The 15973-nt window shown below is 59.3% G+C and carries 13 protein-coding genes; 4 read left to right on the forward strand and 9 right to left on the reverse strand.

Translation table 11 applies throughout. The features are described from left to right. Positions 1–5 precede the first annotated feature (5 nt). Together paaE and ACFP6B_RS03855 are read left to right on the forward strand one after the other, a co-directional pair. Positions 6–1157, forward strand: a complete 1152-nt coding sequence (paaE, locus tag ACFP6B_RS03850; RefSeq protein WP_377127039.1) for a 1,2-phenylacetyl-CoA epoxidase subunit PaaE — start codon at positions 6–8, stop codon at positions 1155–1157. A gap of 13 nt (positions 1158–1170) precedes the next feature. Then, positions 1171–1941 carry an enoyl-CoA hydratase/isomerase family protein gene (locus tag ACFP6B_RS03855; RefSeq protein ID WP_377127042.1) on the forward strand — a complete coding sequence of 257 codons (771 nt, stop codon included), beginning with the start codon at positions 1171–1173 and terminating at the stop codon, positions 1939–1941. Between the two features lie 633 nt (positions 1942–2574). Here ACFP6B_RS03855 and ACFP6B_RS03860 read toward each other — a convergent pair. Beyond that, positions 2575–3948: a PDDEXK-like family protein gene (locus ACFP6B_RS03860; RefSeq protein WP_377127045.1), complete on the reverse strand. Its 1374-nt coding sequence runs from the start codon at positions 3946–3948 to the stop codon at positions 2575–2577. A gap of 693 nt (positions 3949–4641) precedes the next feature. Between ACFP6B_RS03860 and ACFP6B_RS03865 the strand changes: the two genes are divergently transcribed. Beyond that, positions 4642–5904, forward strand: coding sequence for a hypothetical protein (locus ACFP6B_RS03865; protein ID WP_377127048.1), 1263 nt, complete (start codon positions 4642–4644; stop codon positions 5902–5904). A 132-nt stretch (positions 5905–6036) separates the two neighbouring features. Here ACFP6B_RS03865 and ACFP6B_RS03870 read toward each other — a convergent pair whose 3' ends face one another. The 6 genes from ACFP6B_RS03870 to ACFP6B_RS03895 form a co-directional block, all read right to left on the reverse strand. Then, positions 6037–6843, reverse strand: a complete 807-nt coding sequence (locus ACFP6B_RS03870; RefSeq protein WP_377127051.1) for an HpcH/HpaI aldolase family protein — start codon at positions 6841–6843, stop codon at positions 6037–6039. After that, complete coding sequence (gene hpaH / locus ACFP6B_RS03875) at positions 6828–7613, reverse strand: 2-oxo-hept-4-ene-1,7-dioate hydratase (RefSeq protein ID WP_237186708.1); 786 nt, start codon at positions 7611–7613, stop codon at positions 6828–6830. The genes ACFP6B_RS03870 and hpaH overlap by 16 nt, the downstream gene beginning before the upstream one ends. Positions 7614–7622: 9 nt before the next feature. Continuing rightward, complete coding sequence (hpaD, locus tag ACFP6B_RS03880) at positions 7623–8729, reverse strand: 3,4-dihydroxyphenylacetate 2,3-dioxygenase (RefSeq protein ID WP_377127055.1); 1107 nt, start codon at positions 8727–8729, stop codon at positions 7623–7625. Positions 8730–8806: 77 nt separating this feature from the next. Next, positions 8807–10324, reverse strand: coding sequence for a 5-carboxymethyl-2-hydroxymuconate semialdehyde dehydrogenase (hpaE, locus tag ACFP6B_RS03885; RefSeq protein ID WP_377127058.1), 1518 nt, complete (start codon positions 10322–10324; stop codon positions 8807–8809). A gap of 46 nt (positions 10325–10370) precedes the next feature. Then, positions 10371–11045, reverse strand: coding sequence for a GntR family transcriptional regulator (locus ACFP6B_RS03890; RefSeq protein ID WP_377127450.1), 675 nt, complete (start codon positions 11043–11045; stop codon positions 10371–10373). Positions 11046–11091: 46 nt separating this feature from the next. After that, the gene (locus ACFP6B_RS03895) at positions 11092–12612 is read right to left on the reverse strand and encodes a fumarylacetoacetate hydrolase family protein (RefSeq protein WP_377127061.1); all 1521 of its coding nucleotides are present in this window, start codon (positions 12610–12612) and stop codon (positions 11092–11094) included. A 234-nt stretch (positions 12613–12846) separates the two neighbouring features. Between ACFP6B_RS03895 and ACFP6B_RS03900 the strand changes: the two genes are divergently transcribed. Continuing rightward, positions 12847–14742 (forward strand): FAD-binding monooxygenase, encoded by a 1896-nt coding sequence (locus ACFP6B_RS03900; protein ID WP_377127064.1) that lies wholly within the window; start codon positions 12847–12849, stop codon positions 14740–14742. A 90-nt stretch (positions 14743–14832) separates the two neighbouring features. On the opposite strand, the gene ACFP6B_RS03905 is transcribed toward ACFP6B_RS03900, so the two are convergent. Both ACFP6B_RS03905 and ACFP6B_RS03910 read right to left on the reverse strand, forming a co-directional pair. After that, complete coding sequence (locus ACFP6B_RS03905) at positions 14833–15228, reverse strand: hypothetical protein (RefSeq protein ID WP_237186692.1); 396 nt, start codon at positions 15226–15228, stop codon at positions 14833–14835. Positions 15229–15296: 68 nt separating this feature from the next. Beyond that, a complete protein-coding gene (locus ACFP6B_RS03910) occupies positions 15297–15947 on the reverse strand; it encodes a hypothetical protein (RefSeq protein WP_237198303.1) in 651 nt (216 codons plus the stop codon). Between the last annotated feature and the right edge of the window lie 26 nt (positions 15948–15973).

Below are 15973 nucleotides of genomic sequence, written 5' to 3' on the forward strand. Positions count from 1 at the left end.
ACGCCATGACCGACACCAGCACCCGCCGCCGCGCCACCTTTAACACGCTGACCGTGGCGGGCGTCCGCAAACTCACCAAAGACTCCGTCGAAGTCACCTTCGCTGTGCCCGACGAGCTCGCCGCCGACTACGACTACCTGCCGGGCCAGTACGTCGCCCTGCGCGCCCAGATTGACGGGCAGGAAGTCCGCCGCTCCTACTCCATCTGCGCCGAGCCCACCCCCGGCGAAATCCGCGTAGCCATCAAGCGCGACTTCGGAGGCCTCTTCTCCAACTGGGCCAACGACACCCTCGAACCCGGCTACCAGATCGACGTCATGAACCCCCAGGGTGCCTTCGTCTCCAAGAGCACCATCACCAGCCTCAACGACCCCGACAAAATCGCTGAGGACGCCGCCGCGGCAGGGGGTGAGCACATGGTCGCCTTCGCCGCCGGCTCGGGTATCACCCCCATCATCGCCATCGCCCGCACCGTGCTCAAGGCCAGCCCCACCAGCACCTTTGACCTGGTCTACGCCAACAAGTCCGCCATGGACGTCATGTTCGCCGAAGAAATCGGCGACCTCAAGGACCGCTACCCCACCCGCTTCGCCGTCCACCATGTGCTCTCGCGTGAACAGCGGATCAATCCGCTCATGAGCGGCCGCATTGACGATGAAAAACTCAAGGCCATCTTGGACCATGTGATTCAGGTAGATAAGGCCGACGAGTGGTTCCTCTGCGGACCCTTCGAACTGGTGCAGCTCTGCCGCGACACCCTGGCTGAGCGTGGCGTCCGCGAGGACGACGTCCGTTTCGAACTCTTCACCACCGGCAAACCCGAAACCCCCGCCGGTCAGCAGGGCCGAGCCGTCGAAGCCGATCCGGCCGGGGCCAACTACGCTATCTCTTTCAACCTGGACGGCACCTCCTCCTCCGTTGAATCCCCCATCTCTGCCAACGAGACCATTCTCAACGCCGCCCTGCGCGTACGCGCCGACGTACCCTTCGCCTGCGCCGGTGGCGTCTGCGGAACCTGCCGCGCCAAGGTGATTTCGGGCGACGTCAAGATGGAGGAAAACTACGCCCTGGAAAAGGACGAGGTCGATGCCGGCTACATTCTCACCTGCCAGACCCGCCCCTGCTCCGACGCCGTGACCGTGGACTTCGACGCCTAGGAGGGGAAAAGCCGTGATTGATCTGACCATTGAGGGCGCAGTCGCCGAGGCGGTGCTGAACGCCCCCGAAAAGATGAACGCCGTCAACGAGGCCGCCCTGGCCGAGCTCTCTGCCGCCTACGACGAGGCAGCTGCGGCGGGCGTCCGCGCCCTGCTTCTGCGCGGGGAGGGGCGAGGTTTTTGCGCCGGGCGGGATATCGCCGGGCTGGTGCCTGCCGAGGACGACGCCTACGCCTACCTGGCCGACAAAGTGACCCCGCTGTTGAAGAAGATGAGCACCTTCCCTGCCCCGACCTTTGCTGCGGTACAGGGCGCTTGTCTGGGGGTTGGCCTGGGCCTGGCCATTGCTACGGACGTGGTCTATGTGGCTGAGAACGCCAAGATTGGCTCCCCCTTTGCCAACCTGGGGGCAACCTTGGACTCTGGCGGGCACGCCCTCTTTGTGGAGCGGCTGGGTGCCCACCGGGCTCTGGACCTCATTTATACCGCTGATTTGATGTCTGGTGCTGAGGCGGTGGCCGCCGGGCTCTTTAGCCGGGCTGTTCCTGCCGAGGAGCTCCTGGACTTTACCCGCGAGAAGGTGGCCAAGGTGGCCGCCGGGGCAACCGGGGCTTTTGTAGCTTCGAAGCAGCTGGTGGCCCAGGTGCGAGACGCCCGGGTCGGCCTCTGGGAGTCTGTTGAAGCTGAGAACAAGGCCCAGGGCGACCTGTGCTCCTCTGCGGACTACGCCGAAGGCTTCGCTGCTTTCACGGAGAAGCGGACGCCGGTGTTTCGGGGTAGGTAAGCGTCTGGAACGCGAAATGCGGGGTTTCCTTCTAACTGCGGTTCTTTCTGCTGCATCTCGAAGGAAACCCCGCATTTCGTGCGTCTGGGAGGTGGCACCAGGGGCAGGACGCGGAGGCGCGGCCTTAGTAGCCCACGTCGGCGGAGCCGGGGGCGGCGTCCTGAATGAAGCGGGCGGCCAGCTTCTTCGACTCCAGGGCTAGGAGCTGCACGTCGGCGGCCACCAGAATAAAATCAGCACCGGCGGCCAGGTGAGATGGACTTGCAGTGCCTTAAGTAGTGTGGTGAATTACTAGTGGCTCAGGCATGGTGAGCAGGGGTTCTTCCTACTTGTTTTGAGGTATTTGTGATGATTGATCCTTATGATTGTCTTCTGATAGAGCCGTTGTCTAGCTGGTGGGCCCCCCTTATCAATAAGCCTCATTGATGGAAGTGTGCGCGGACTTTCAGATCCTAATCTTCGCTGTAACCTGGGCTATTAGCGCCCTGACTTCAAGGAAACAAACGCGGTAGAACCCGTACCAGGGTACTTCCATCCAACGGTTTGACCCACCGAGGACGCCGCTGTCAGCAGTTGTCTATCTGGTAAAAAACAGCCTCCCTCTTCTCATAGAAGGTGGACTGTTTCTCCGGCCTAGGAATAGGAAGTTAGCTGCTTCTTGCGTTCCTTGATGGACTCAGCCAGGTACTTAGGCAGGCTATCCAGAAAGTGCTGTACCTTTTCCTCGGATGTGAGGAAGTCTGCTACATCCTCAATACCGAGGCATGAGTAGCTCTTGTGCTGAAGCAGGTCTCGAATATCAATCCGAAAGTTGTCAGGGTTGAGGCGCATACCCAGGGGTTCCTGTTTCTCTGCATCAAGATGATACACATCGATATGTATTCCGTCGTTGGGGAAAATGGTCTTGCGTTCCTTATTCTTTTGGTTCTTTTTAGCCTTGCCGCTAGAGAGGTAAATACTGTAGAAGTAGTCTGCATCGGCCAGCTTCAAGCGCACGCCCTGACCGGGGTGCCGGGTTGATTGTGCCTTCTTGTAGGTAAAGTCATTGAATTCTTCCCCCAAAAGTTCCTTGAGTTCCAGGGTCTTTTCAGCATCAGTGAGCTTTTTAAAAATCATCCCGGCGAGTTTTTGTGCTACAGGCGAGGGAGTGTGATCCTGAATACTGATATTATCCAGAATCAGACCAATAGCTTCTACCAGGTAACGCTTTTGAATGTCCTGTGGAAGCTTCCGTTCAATGTCCTCTCTGAACTCATCGCTTTCACCTTCAAGATAGCTACTGAGTGCTACTAGCTGCCCCCTAATCTCCTTGAAGCCATAGCTCTCAACAATTTCCCGAACATTAAAGTCATGGTTTTCGATAGATTTCTTCACGTCCCAGCGGAAATCACGAATAATCTTGACTGTGTCCAAAGACTCCGCAGCCTGCTCAAGGTCAATCAGGAGTTTAGAGAGCTGCTCAAAGCTGAGAGTCTTATAGTGCTGGAGATAGTCCTTGTCCTTGTTCCTATCGGTCTTTTCAGGCGGATTCCCAGCAATGGTGAGGTAGATAAAGTGATTCTGGTAGTCGGGGTACTTTTTGTGGATTGCGTCAAAATACTTCTCTAACTGGGAGTCGTACTCACCAGAGCCGTGCTCCGTTGCATAGTGCTTTGCCTCAATGGTTAGGGTCAGCTTGGGGTCTTCAGAAACAAAGAGAATATCAAGATTGGCCAAGGTCTCGGTTTCTGTTTTAGTTTTCTTAAGGTCCATCAGAGGTAGACCTTCATCCCTGATTTCCTTCATCAAGGCCTTAAAGAACCTGTCTTTCAGCCCGTGATTTTCAGTCGGATCCAGAATCCATCTCAGCATACGGGAATAGCGGGTCTCGTAGGACTTACGACCATATTCAATAATGGACCAGAAGTTAGGGACCCGGTCGGCATGAATACGGCGGTGGATTTCCTTGTTTTTGTAGAAGTCTAAGACCTTCTGGACGACTTCTTCAGAAATAGTAGTAGACGACATAATATTCTCTCCTAGCTTGAACGTTTCCTTCATCATTCTAGGTAGTGAACGGGCGCAGGTTCAGCCCACCCACAGGTATTTCAAAAATAATACTGAGGCTTATTCAAAAGTCGGAGGCGGAGCAGACTCTCAACGAAGCTACTTGCACGATGGCTGGTGTGAATCGCCTTGCGAGGTTCACGTTATACATGTGAAAAAGTAGATAGAGTCAGTGGGCCGCCCAAAAATAGCTTGAATCGATACATAAGACTTCTTGAGAAGCGAGTAGTAGGGACAAGTCATGGCTTCCACACCGTTCCTGCCCCACTCACCTAGGAACTACTGGACTTTACCCGCGAAAAGGTGGTCCAGGTGCGCGACGCCCGGGTAGGCCTCTGGGAGCCTGTTGAAGCTGAGAACAAGGCCCAGGGCGACATATGCTCCTCTGAGGGACTGCTCCGAAGGCTTCGCTGCTTTCATGGAGAAGCGGACGCCGATGTTTCGGGGCGTCTAGATTTTTATAGAGAGTAAGAGAAAACTTCATAAGCGCGTTCTTTGCACGTGCTCATGAAGTTTTTTTCTTACTTTCACCAAAGAGCAAGGACGCTGGATTCGGCCCTAGTAGCCCACATCGGTGGAACCTGCCTGGGGCGGAAGGGCGCAGCTTACATACCAGCTCGCTACCTGCAATAAATCACCTCGTGGATACCGACCGTGCAAGAAGTTACAGCAAGTATGAGCTTGCAAAACGTCTTTATAAATAAGTCTTTGTACAAGCTTCTACCTACAAAGTTCTATGATGAGGTTATGAACGAGAAAGAGTCCTTTCCTCCTACCGATGGAGAAATTACAGTAATTGAAGACGAAAAGGGTCTTGCTCTTTTTGGAGACTCCCATGCGATTGAGGCTTGGCTGGGCGCTAACGGCGTTACATCACAGCCAATCGGTTCTGCTTTTAATAAAGCAATTCACACAGCTGGAGTTACTACAACTGAGGCAATGAACTTGGTGGAGCAGTCCGGTAGATGGGTGAAGCTCACCAAGGAATCGGCCGCCCTAGCTAAGGCTACCAACGCTACGAGTGGAGTTGCACGCGCAAGTAACGGACAAATCATCAAGCACCTGAAATTTGCCCAAGTTGGTGGGCTCTTCACCCCTGCTGGCGCAGCCGTACTTGGCAGCATTCTCGCGCAGAAAGCCCTCGAACAGTCAATATCTGAAATTTCGGAATACCTGGAGGTTATTGATGCCAAAATCGATGACCTACTTCAGGATCAAAAAGACAATGTAATTGCCGAACTTTTCTCACTTAGACACGCTACTGAAGAAGCATACATAATCCGTAAGGAGACAGGTTTTGTATCTTCTACCACGTGGTCCAAAGTAGCACCATGTGGAGCGGAGGCTACTAAGGTACAGAAATACGCACTACAAAAAATCCAGGGCCTTGCTCAAAAAATTCAGACAGCAAAAACAGCTGCTGACCTCAAGTCCTCGACAGATGCACTCAGTGGCGAAATTGCCGGCTGGCTCATGGCTCTAGGAAATGCGGTAATGATTCAGGATCAACTTGCAGTGATCGAACTTGACCGGGTGCTAGAAGAATCTCCCGAAGCTTTAGAGCAACATCGAGAAGGACTGAAACTAGCTCGAAACCACCGTATCTCGGAAATTGAGTCAACTCTTCTGGAACTTGGAAGTCAGCTTGGCCCAGCCTGGAAAACTGCACAAGAGATGCAATTCAGAAACCCTATCGCTGTGAAGAGAATCTTTGCAGGCATTAGTGCCATAGACAAAGACTTAGACACTTTTGCACAGGCCTTAGAGCTACAGGAAAACTCATGGAGCGAGTCAGAAGTCTTTGGTTGGAAAGTCGCTGCAAGCACTAAAGCTACTGAAACGATTGATGGAATTAAGAACGCTGCCCGCAAGATTCCTAAGGTGGAGGTCAAGCTAAAACAACGCGACACAGAATAGCCACGAGGCTATAGGACAGGAGTCCAGCTCAAACTACTGGTTCGAACGAACTGAATAGAGATTCCTGTCCGCAGGAGAGAAAGAGCCCGGGAGGAAAATTATTTTCTTCCCGGGTTCTTCCTAATCAGAGCCCTAGTAGCCCACGTCAGCGGAGCCGGGGGCGGCGTCCTGAATGAAGCGGGCAGCCAGCTTCTTCGACTCCAGGGCCAGCAGCTGCACGTCAGCAGCCACCAGAATAAAATCAGCACCAGCAGCCAGGTAGTCCTCAGCCTGCGCCGGGTCAAAGGCGTTCACGCCCACCTTCACCCCGGCAGCACGGGCTACCGCGATAACCCGCTTCACAGCGTCCACCACCTGCGGGTGGTTCTGCTGGCCCAGCAACCCCATAGAGGCCGCCAAATCTGAGGGGCCGACAAAAACCCCGGCTAGGCCGTCCACCGCGCAAATCTCTTCAGCATTCTCCACAGCCGTAACTGACTCAATCTGCACAAAAAGCGAAATGTACTTCTCGGCCTCGGTCAGGTAGCCGGGCACCCCGCCCCAGCGGGCTGAACGGGACAGGGCAGACCCCACCCCGCGCACCCCCGCCGGGGGGTAACGGGTAGCGGCCACCGCCTCCCGGGCCATCTGGGCGGTATCGACCATGGGAATGAGCAGGTTCTGGGCACCAGCGTCCAAGAACTGCTTAACAGCGACAACGTCCAGGGAGGGCAGGCGCACCATGGTCTGCACCGGGTAGGCGGCCGTCACCTGCAGGAGCTGCTGCACCGTCTCAAGGCTGGCAACCCCGTGCTCCCCGTCAACCAGTAGCCAGTCCAGGCCGGAACCGGCGCAGATTTCGGCGGCCACCGGTGAACCTGAGCAAACCCACATGCCCACGGCGGGGCGTCCGAGGGTGTGCAGGTGCTGGCCGAAGGGAGGGTCTAGACGAAGCGACACGTTACCGCCCCTAGATCCCCGTAGTCGGCATGGACGGTATCCCCCGGGTGCACCCACATGGGCTTGGTGAAAGAACCGGCCAGAATAATCTCACCGGCTGTGAGGGAATCCCCGTGGGCAGCCAGCTTGTTGGCAAGCCAGGCAACGCCGTTGGCCGGGTGGTTCAGGACGGCGGCGGCCACCCCGGTGTCTTCAATCTGCTCGTTGCGGTAGAGCAGGGCTGAAACCCAGCGCAGGTCAATAGAGGCCGGGTCAACCGGATTACCCCCGTAAACCATGGCACCCAGGGCGGCGTTATCGCTGATGGTGTCGACGATAGTGCGGCCCTCCATCTCGATGCGGGAGCTCAGAATCTCTAGGGCTGGAACCACATATTCGGTGGCCCGCAGCACATCAAAAATGGTGACGTTGGGGCCGGTCAGGTCATCCTTGAGCACGAAAGCCAGCTCAACCTCAATACGCACGTTGGAGTACTGGGAGTGCTCAATGACCGAGCCGTTTTCGTAGACCTGGTCGGCGAAGATCGCCCCGTAGTCGGGTTCGGTAATGCCGGTAGCCTCTTGCATGACCTTGGAGGTCAGCCCGATTTTGCGGCCGATAAGGCGACGGCCAGCAGCCTCACCCCGGGCCCGCCACATATTCTGCACCGCGTAGGAGTCCTCAACGGTCATGTCGGGGTAGGTGGCGGTCAGGCGCGGAATCATGGTGCGATTGGCCTCGGCCTCGGCCAGGTCATCAGCAATTTTGGTGAGCTGTTCTTTGGTGAGCATAGAAAACCCCTACAGCTGGTGCCCCAGCTTGTATTCGCCCTTCTTCCAGTCGGGTATGTCTTCTTCGCCGGCGCGGGTGTAGGAGAAGCCGTCGGCGCCGATGGTCTGTTCCATTTCGGAGTCGTCGGTACGTTCGACCAGGGGCACGAGGTTGCCATCGAGGTCGAGCACGCGGGAGGCGTCGGTGTACCAGGAGGGGACGACGGGGGTGCCCCACCAGTCGCGGCGCTGGTTGTCGTGGACGTCCCAGGTGACGCGGGGGTTGTCGGGGTCGCCGGTGTAGTAGTCCTGGGTGTAGATTTCGACGCGGTGGCCGTCGGGGTCGCGCAGGTAGAGGTAGTAGGCGTTGGAGACGCCGTGGCGGCCGGGGCCGCGTTCGATGTGGTCAGAAAGACGCAGGGCGCCGAGTTTGTCGCAGATGGCGATGATGTTGTGCTTTTCGTGGGTGGCGAAGGCGACGTGGTGCATGCGGGGGCCGTCGCCACCGGTCATGGCGGTGTCGTGGACGGTGGGCTTACGGCGCATCCAGGCGGCGTAGGAGGTGCCGGCTTCGTCCTGGATGTCTTCAGTGACACGGAAGCCAAGGTCTTCCATGTATTCGATGGCCTTGGGGACGTCGGGGGTGACCTGGTTGAAGTGGTCGAGGCGGACGAGGGCGCCGGGGGTGTGGAGTTCGTAGCGCCAGGCTAGGCGTTCGACGTGGTCGACGTCGTAGAAGAATTCGTAGGGGAAGCCGAGGGGGTCGAGCACGCGCACGGAGTCGCCGAGGCCCTTGACGAAGCCGTCCTTCTTACGGCGTACCTCGCAGCCGCGGGCGGTGTAGAACTTTTCGGCTTTGTCGAGGTCTTCGGGGGTGCGGACGCGGTAGGAGAAAGCTGCCACAGCCGGAACGTCGCCCTTGCGCAGGATCAGGTTGTGGTGGATGAACTCTTCGAGGGAGCGCAGGTAGATGGTGTTCTCGTCTTCTTCGGTGACGACGAGGCCGAGCACGTCGACGTAGAAGTTGCGGGAGCGTTCGAGGTCGGTGACGACCAGTTCCATGGAGGCGCAGCGGACGATGTCGGGTGCGTTCTCGTCGGGGACGATGACGGGGTAGTCAACAAAGGTAGGTGACATAGTTTTGCTTTCTTGGGTGGGGCGGTCGCCGGGAGGCTACGGTGCCTGCCCGGCGGCCGCGGGTGTGTGGTGGGGTTTTAGTCGGCCTTGCCGAAGACGGGGTTGTGGACTTCGCCGAGGTTGATGTGGACGGCCTGCTGGTCGGTGTAGAAGTCGATGGAGCGGTAGCCGCCTTCGTGGCCGAGACCGGAGGCTTTGACGCCACCGAAGGGGGTGCGGAGGTCGCGGACGTTGTTGGAGTTGAGCCAGACCATGCCTGCTTCGACGGCCTGGGAGAAGTTGTGGGCGCGTTGCAGGTTGGAGGTCCAGATGTAGGCGGCGAGGCCGTACTTGGTGTTGTTGGCTAGTTCCAGGGCTTCTTCGTCGGTATCGAAGGGGGTGATAGCGACAACGGGGCCGAAGATTTCTTCCTGGAAGATTCGGGCGTCGGGGGCGACATCGGCGAAGACGGTGGGGAGGACGAAGTTACCTTCGGGGAAATCAGCGGGGCGTTCGCCTCCCGCAACGAGGCGGGCTTCGGTCTTACCGATTTCTACGTAGGACATGACCTTTTCGTAGTGCTCGGGGTGTACCAGGGCGCCGACTTCGGTGGTGGGATCTGAGGGCAGACCGACTTTGACGCGCTTAGCCTGGGCGGCGTAGCGTTCAACGAATTCGTCGTAGATGCTGCGCTGGACCAGGATTCGGGAGCCTGCGGTGCAACGTTCGCCGTTGAGGGAGAAGACACCGAAGATGGTGGCGTTGATGGCGGTTTCGAGGTCGGCGTCTTCGAAAACAACGGCCGGGGACTTGCCGCCGAGTTCCATGGAGAGGCCCTTGAGGTAGGGGGCGGCGTTGGCGAAGATGATTTGGCCGGTCTTGGATTCGCCGGTGAAGGAGATGAGGGGGACGTCGGGGTGCTTGACCAGGGCGTCGCCTGCGGTTTCACCGAAGCCGTTGACCAGGTTGAAGACGCCTGCGGGTAGGCCTGCTTCTTCGAAGATTCCGGCCCAGAGGGAGGCGGAGAGGGGGGTGAATTCGGCGGGCTTGAGGACGACGGTGTTGCCGGTTGCCAGGGCGGGGGCTAGCTTCCAGGATTCCAGCATGAAGGGGGTGTTCCAGGGGGTGATAAGGCCGGCGACGCCGATAGGCTTGCGGTTGACGTAGTTGACCTGGCGACCCGGGACCTTGAAGGCGTCGTCGGTCTGGGCGACGATGAGGTCGGCGAAGAAGCGGAAGTTTTCGGCGGCGCGTCGGGCCTGGCCCTTGGCCTGGGTGATGGGTAGGCCGGAGTCGAAGGATTCCATCTGGGCGAGGGCGTCCTCGCGGGATTCGACGATGTCGGCGATTTTCATGAGCACGCGGGCGCGTTCGCGCGGGAGCATACGGGGCCAGGGGCCCTCGGTGAAGGCGGTGCGGGCAGCGGCTACAGCAGCTTCGATGTCTTCTTTCTTGCCCGAGGCAGCCTGGATGTAGGGCTGGTTGGTCACGGGGTCGAGCACGTCGAAGGTTTCTCCGTCAATGGAGTCAACGAACTGGCCATTGATGTAGTGCTGGATGCGCTCGGGCAGCCCGGCGGGCTTGGCGGGTGCGGTAGTGATTTCAGTAGTGCTCACAGGTAACTCCTTTGTGTGGTGTGAGGGGCGGACGCCGGCGGGCGGGTTATACCGGCTCGGGGATAGTGCTGAGGTAGCTGGTGAGGGTCGCCTGGCGGTGGTCTCGTACAGCTTGTTCGACCTCGTGGGCTGGCTGGCCGCGGTCGATGAGGTCGATAATTCGGTCGTGCTCTGCCACTGATTCGGCAGCGCGGCCGGGCACGAAAGAGAAGGTTGATTCACGCAGGTTGCCGAGGCGGTTCCATTCGCTCCCGACCAGGTCTACGAGGTGCTGGTTGGGGCAGCGGTGGGTAAGAACCTGGTGGAACCGGTGGTTGAGGTCGGTGAAGGCTTTGGGGTCAAAGTCTTCAAGGAGGGTGGCAAGCTGCCGGTTGTAGTCACGAGCCGCAGCGATGTCTTCAGCGGTCAGGTGGGGCAGGGCTAGGGCGGTGGCTGCCCCTTCTAGAATGCCGAGGGTTTGCATGCTCTCGACGTAGGCGGAGCTGTCGACCATGGCGACCCTGGCCCCCACGTTCCGCTCAAAGGTGACGAGGCCTTCTGCTTCAAGCTGGCGGATAGCTTCTCGCACAGGAACCACCGACATATCGAGTTCCCGGCCGATAGAGGCCAGCACCAGGCGGTGGCCGGCGGCAAAATCGCCGTTCACGATTTTTTCGCGCACCCAGGTGTAGGCAGTCTCGGCTTTAGATAGACCCTTCTCGTAGTTGAGGGTCACCTGCATGGGCTGCCCGGGGTAGAGATCGATGTTCACGGTGGTTCCTAGCGGGTTAGGGCTGAGCGGGTGGGTTCTGGGCCAGCCAGTCTTTGTACTTTTCTTTCCAGGCGCCGGTGGGTGGGAAGAGCCCGTCCACAGGGTGACCGGCTGCGACCTGTTCGGCGACCCAGGCGTCCTCGTGTTCTTTATCGAAAGCGGCCTGGGCGACTTCGGCTGCGATAGCGGGCGGAATGACGATGGCTCCGTCGTCATCGCCAACGATAATATCGCCGGGGAGTACGGTGGCGTTGCCGCAGGCCACCGCCACATCGACCTCCCAGGGCACGTGCTTGCGGCCCAGGACGGCCGGATGGGGGCCCTGGGTAAAGACGGGCAGGCCGATTTCTTTGACAGCCGCGTAGTCGCGCACCCCGCCGTCGGTGATGACGCCGGCGGCCCCGCGCCCTTTCGCCCTCAGCGCCAGGATGTCACCCAGGGTGCCGGAGCCGGACTCGCCGCGGGCCTCAATAACAATAATTTCTCCTTCGGCCACCTCGTCAAAGCAGCGTTTTTGGGCGTTGTAGCCACCACCGTGGGCCTTGAAGAGGTCTTCGCGGTTGGGCACAAAGCGCAGGGTTTTGGCGGTGCCAACGATTTTGGTGCCGGGGGTCTGGGGGTAGACGCCCTCAATAACGACGTTGTTGAGACCGCGAGCGCGGAGCTGGGCCGATAGACCGGCAGTGGGTACGGCCTGCAGGAGGCGGCGGAGTTCGGGGGTCAGAGCGGACGCGGCCTGCAAGTTTTCTTGTTCTTCCAGCGGGGGGAACCCGGCAGCTTCGCGGGAGCCCCAGGCCTCTTCGGTCTGCTTTTCGTCAACGGCGGGTAGAGTGCCGATGGACTCGTTGAAGTCGCCTCGACCTGCGATAACGGGGGTAACGAGACGGCCCGAGGTGGGGGCTCCGGGGGCGGTGGGGGCGTCTACTTCCACTTCGACGACATCGCCGGGAACAATGACGGAGGAGCCTGCGGGGGTGCCGGTCAGGATGACGTCGCCGGTTTCGAGGGTCATGTGCTGGGAGAGGTCGGCGACGAACCGGGAGAAGGGGAAGATCATGTTGGCCGCGGCGGTGTCGTCCTGCTGTACGAGTTCGCCGTTAACCCAGGTGCGGATGCGTAGCTGGTCTTCTGACACCGTACGGGCGTCGATGAGGCCGGGGCCAAGGGGGGTGTAGCCGTCACGGCCCTTGGACCGCACGTTGGAGCCCTTGTCAGCGGGGCGATAGTCATAGATACCCAAATCGTTAGCGGCAGTCACATAGGCGACGTGATTCCAGGCTTCTTCGAGGGGAACGTGGCGGGCAGGAGTGCCGATGACCAGGGCAATTTCTCCCTCAAAGGCAAGGAGTTCGGTACCCTCCGGGCGCTCAACGGGGGCACCGGAGCCGGCCAGGGAACTGGTGGGCTTGAAGAAGTAGGAGGGTTGAGACGGACGACGCCCGCGCTGGGCTGCGCGCGATTCGTAGGCTACGTGCACGGCGATAATCTTGCCGGGCGTGACGGGAAGGGAATCTCGGTTGGAGGGGGTAGCAGTCATGGAGTCTCCTCGTTGAGCTCTATCAACCTTGTCTGAAATCGTATATCATTTTCACACACTAGCAAGTAACTCACATCACAGCAAGGGGGTTTTACAAAAGCCTTACAGCTACCCCGCGATAGATTTCAGACAACCCTTGCCGCCCCTGTTGCACATCGTATATGATTCAGAGCAAGTGTTACCCATCACATCTTTGCTGGGGTGCAGCGCCGCACCCACTCCCTAAGGAGCACCATGCATTTCCACCACAACGGCTATATTTCCCGCGACCCACGCCTTGAAGACCCAGCAGGCTACGGCATTAACCGCGCAGATGAACTACCCGAGACCATGGACGTCCTCATCGTCGGATCCGGCCCCGCTGGCATGATTGCCGCCGCCCAGCTCTCCCAGTTCCCCCACATCAACACCCGCATCATCGAACGCAGGGCAGGCCGCCTCGAACTCGGCCAAGCTGACGGCATCCAGGCCCGTAGCGTCGAAACCTTCCAGGCCTTCCGCTTTGCCGAAGAAGTAATCCGCGAGGCCTACCACATCACCGAAACCAGCTTCTGGAAACCCGACCCTGCCAACCCCGACAACATCGTCCGCACCACCCGCACCCCCGACGACCCCCACAACATCAGCGAATTCCCCCACCTGATCATCAACCAGGCCCGCATTCTCGACTACTTCGCCGACTTCGCCCGCAATTCCCCCGGCAAAATCACCCCCGATTACGGCATTGAGTTTCTCGGGCTCACCATTGAAGAAGACCACGACTACCCCGTGAAAGTCACCGTCCGCCATACGACCGGTGAACACTACGGCGAAGAACGCACCGTCCGCGCCAAGTACGTCATCGGCTGCGACGGGGCCCGCTCCGGCGTCCGTAAAGCCATTGGCCGCACCCTCTCGGGCGACGCCGCCAACCACGCCTGGGGCGTCATGGACGTCGTCGTCAATACAGACTTCCCCGACTGGCGCATGAAGTGCGCTATCACCTCTACCAAGGGTTCTATCCTGCATATCCCTCGCGAAGGCGGTCACCTGGCCCGCGTCTATGTTGACCTGGGCGAAGTCCCCCTCGACGACAACCATGCCGTACGCTCCACCCCCATTGAAGAAATCATCGACCGCGCCAACGCCATCTACCACCCTTACTCCATCGACGTGAAGAACGTGGCCTGGCACTCGGTCTACGAAGTCGGCCACCGCCTCACCGACCACTTCGACGACGTCGATACCTGCGACCGCGGTACCCGCACCCCCCGCGTCTTCATCACCGGCGACGCCTGCCACACCCACTCAGCCAAGGCAGGGCAGGGCATGAATGTTTCCATGCAGGACGGCTTCAACATCGCCTGGAAACTAGGCCATGTGCTCTCAGGACGCGCCCCCGAGGCCCTGCTCGACACCTACTCCGGCGAACGCCAGGAAATCGCCAAAAACCTCATTGACTTCGACAAAGAGTGGTCCACCCTCATGGCCACCAAGCCTGAAGACCTACCCAACCCCGAATACCTGGAAGAGTTCTACGTCAAGACCGCCGAGTTCCCGGCCGGGTTCATGACCGAATACAAGCCTTCCCTACTCACCGGCAGCACCGAGCACCAGCACCTGGCTGAAGGCTTTCCCGTGGGCAAGCGCTTCCGCTCCGCCCGCGTCAACCGCCGTGAGAACGCCTACCCCCGTCACCTGGGGCATGAGGCTATGGCCGACGGACGCTACCGCCTCTACGTTTTTGCGGACGCCGCCCACCCCGCGTCCGCTGACTCTAAAGTGCGGGCCCTGAGCGACTTCTTGACCCAGGACGCCGCCTCCCCCTTCGTACGCTACCGGGCTGAGGGTGCTGACTTTGATGCCCTGATTGAGCCGGTGGTGGTTTACCAGCAGAACTACACCGACTTTGAGGTCACAGACGTACCGGCGGCCTTCCGGCCCCTGGTGGGCACCTATCAGCTTGAGTACTGGGAGAACATCTACTGCGCCCTACCCGATGAAGATATCTTCGAGGAGCGCCAACTCTCCCGCGACGGCGTGATGGTGGTGGTCCGCCCCGACCAGTATGTAGGCGCAGTCCTGCCCCTGGCCGATCATGCGGCTCTGGCCGCCTACTTCGACGGGGTCCTTCTCAACCCTGAAGCCTAAGGCGCTCAAGACTAAGAGTCTTAACAGTAAAAGGTCGGGGCGGGTACCGTTACTGGTACCCGCCCCGACCTTTCTGCCTTGACGACAGGGCTACTGCTGGCCGTCCTGGGCAGCGTTAGCCTCGTCAATGCGTTTGGCCAAGCGCTCCTTTTCCTCAGCCTCACGGCGCTTGGTTTCAGCTTCACGGCGGGCCTTAGCCTCCGCGTACAGCTTGGCGGAGGACCGGTTGATGCCGGTACCCTCCCCCAGCTCGGGGTCGTTAGGACGTTCCACCAAAATCAGGGTTGCACACATGACCAGGGTGACCACGAAGACGGCACCCGCAACAGTCAGAGCCAAGACCACGTTCGGGGTGTTATTTGTACCGCCAGTTGCAAAAACCACGATGCCTAAGAAAGCCACCAGAGCCAAGACCGCCGCAATAATCAGCGGACCGCGCACCTGCGCCTTAAACCCACGATTGGGTGATTCACTCTTCTGAGCCAAGACCATTCCTCCTGAAAACAAACTCTCCACCAGTCTACGGGGTGAGCGCCACTTTTGCCCGACAGCTCCTAGCCGCGACGGGCGTCCGCGCGCAGGGTCAGAGCCCCAACTACCAAGAAAATACCGGCCACCAGGGCGCCGCCACCGGCGGTACCCATAATGGCCTTATCGCCAATCTCAGAAACCACGGGCAGAGCAGCAGCTGAAAGTGTCACGATAGTTCCCTCTAGCTGCCAGTCGCGGGCCGCGGGGTTGCTGGCTTTAGTGCGCATACCGGCAAGTAGCTTGAGCACACCGGTCAAACCCAACACACAGGCGGCGATGAGGGTCAGCCAGAACTCCCCGCGGGGGGCCACAAAAGCTAGCACACCACCGGCGGCCTGCACCAGGGCAATAGATGTAAAGGCCTGGGCGGTGCTGGAATCACCCACGCGGCGCAGGGTTTGCGCCGTCAGATAGGACGCCCCCGCATAGCCCAGCATATAGAGCCCCAGCATGACGGTAATGACGCCCAGGGTCGGCTGCTGCCAAAAGACCGTGGTAAGACCAAAAGCTAGAAACACTAGAGCGTGCACCAAGGTGGGACCTGTCAGGGCAGCAGCAAGTGCCGGATCAGCCGGACGCTTGGGGGCAGCCTGCTGACCGGTGCTAGCCGGGTGAGGGGTGGAGGGCTTGGAATCGGATTGCTGGAAATCGGAGTGCTGAGAATCAAAAGTCACCCCACCAGTCTAACCAGCCAAGCTGA

It is taken from the genome of Rothia nasimurium (genome assembly GCF_042660305.1).
GTDB lineage: Bacteria > Actinomycetota > Actinomycetes > Actinomycetales > Micrococcaceae > Rothia > Rothia nasimurium.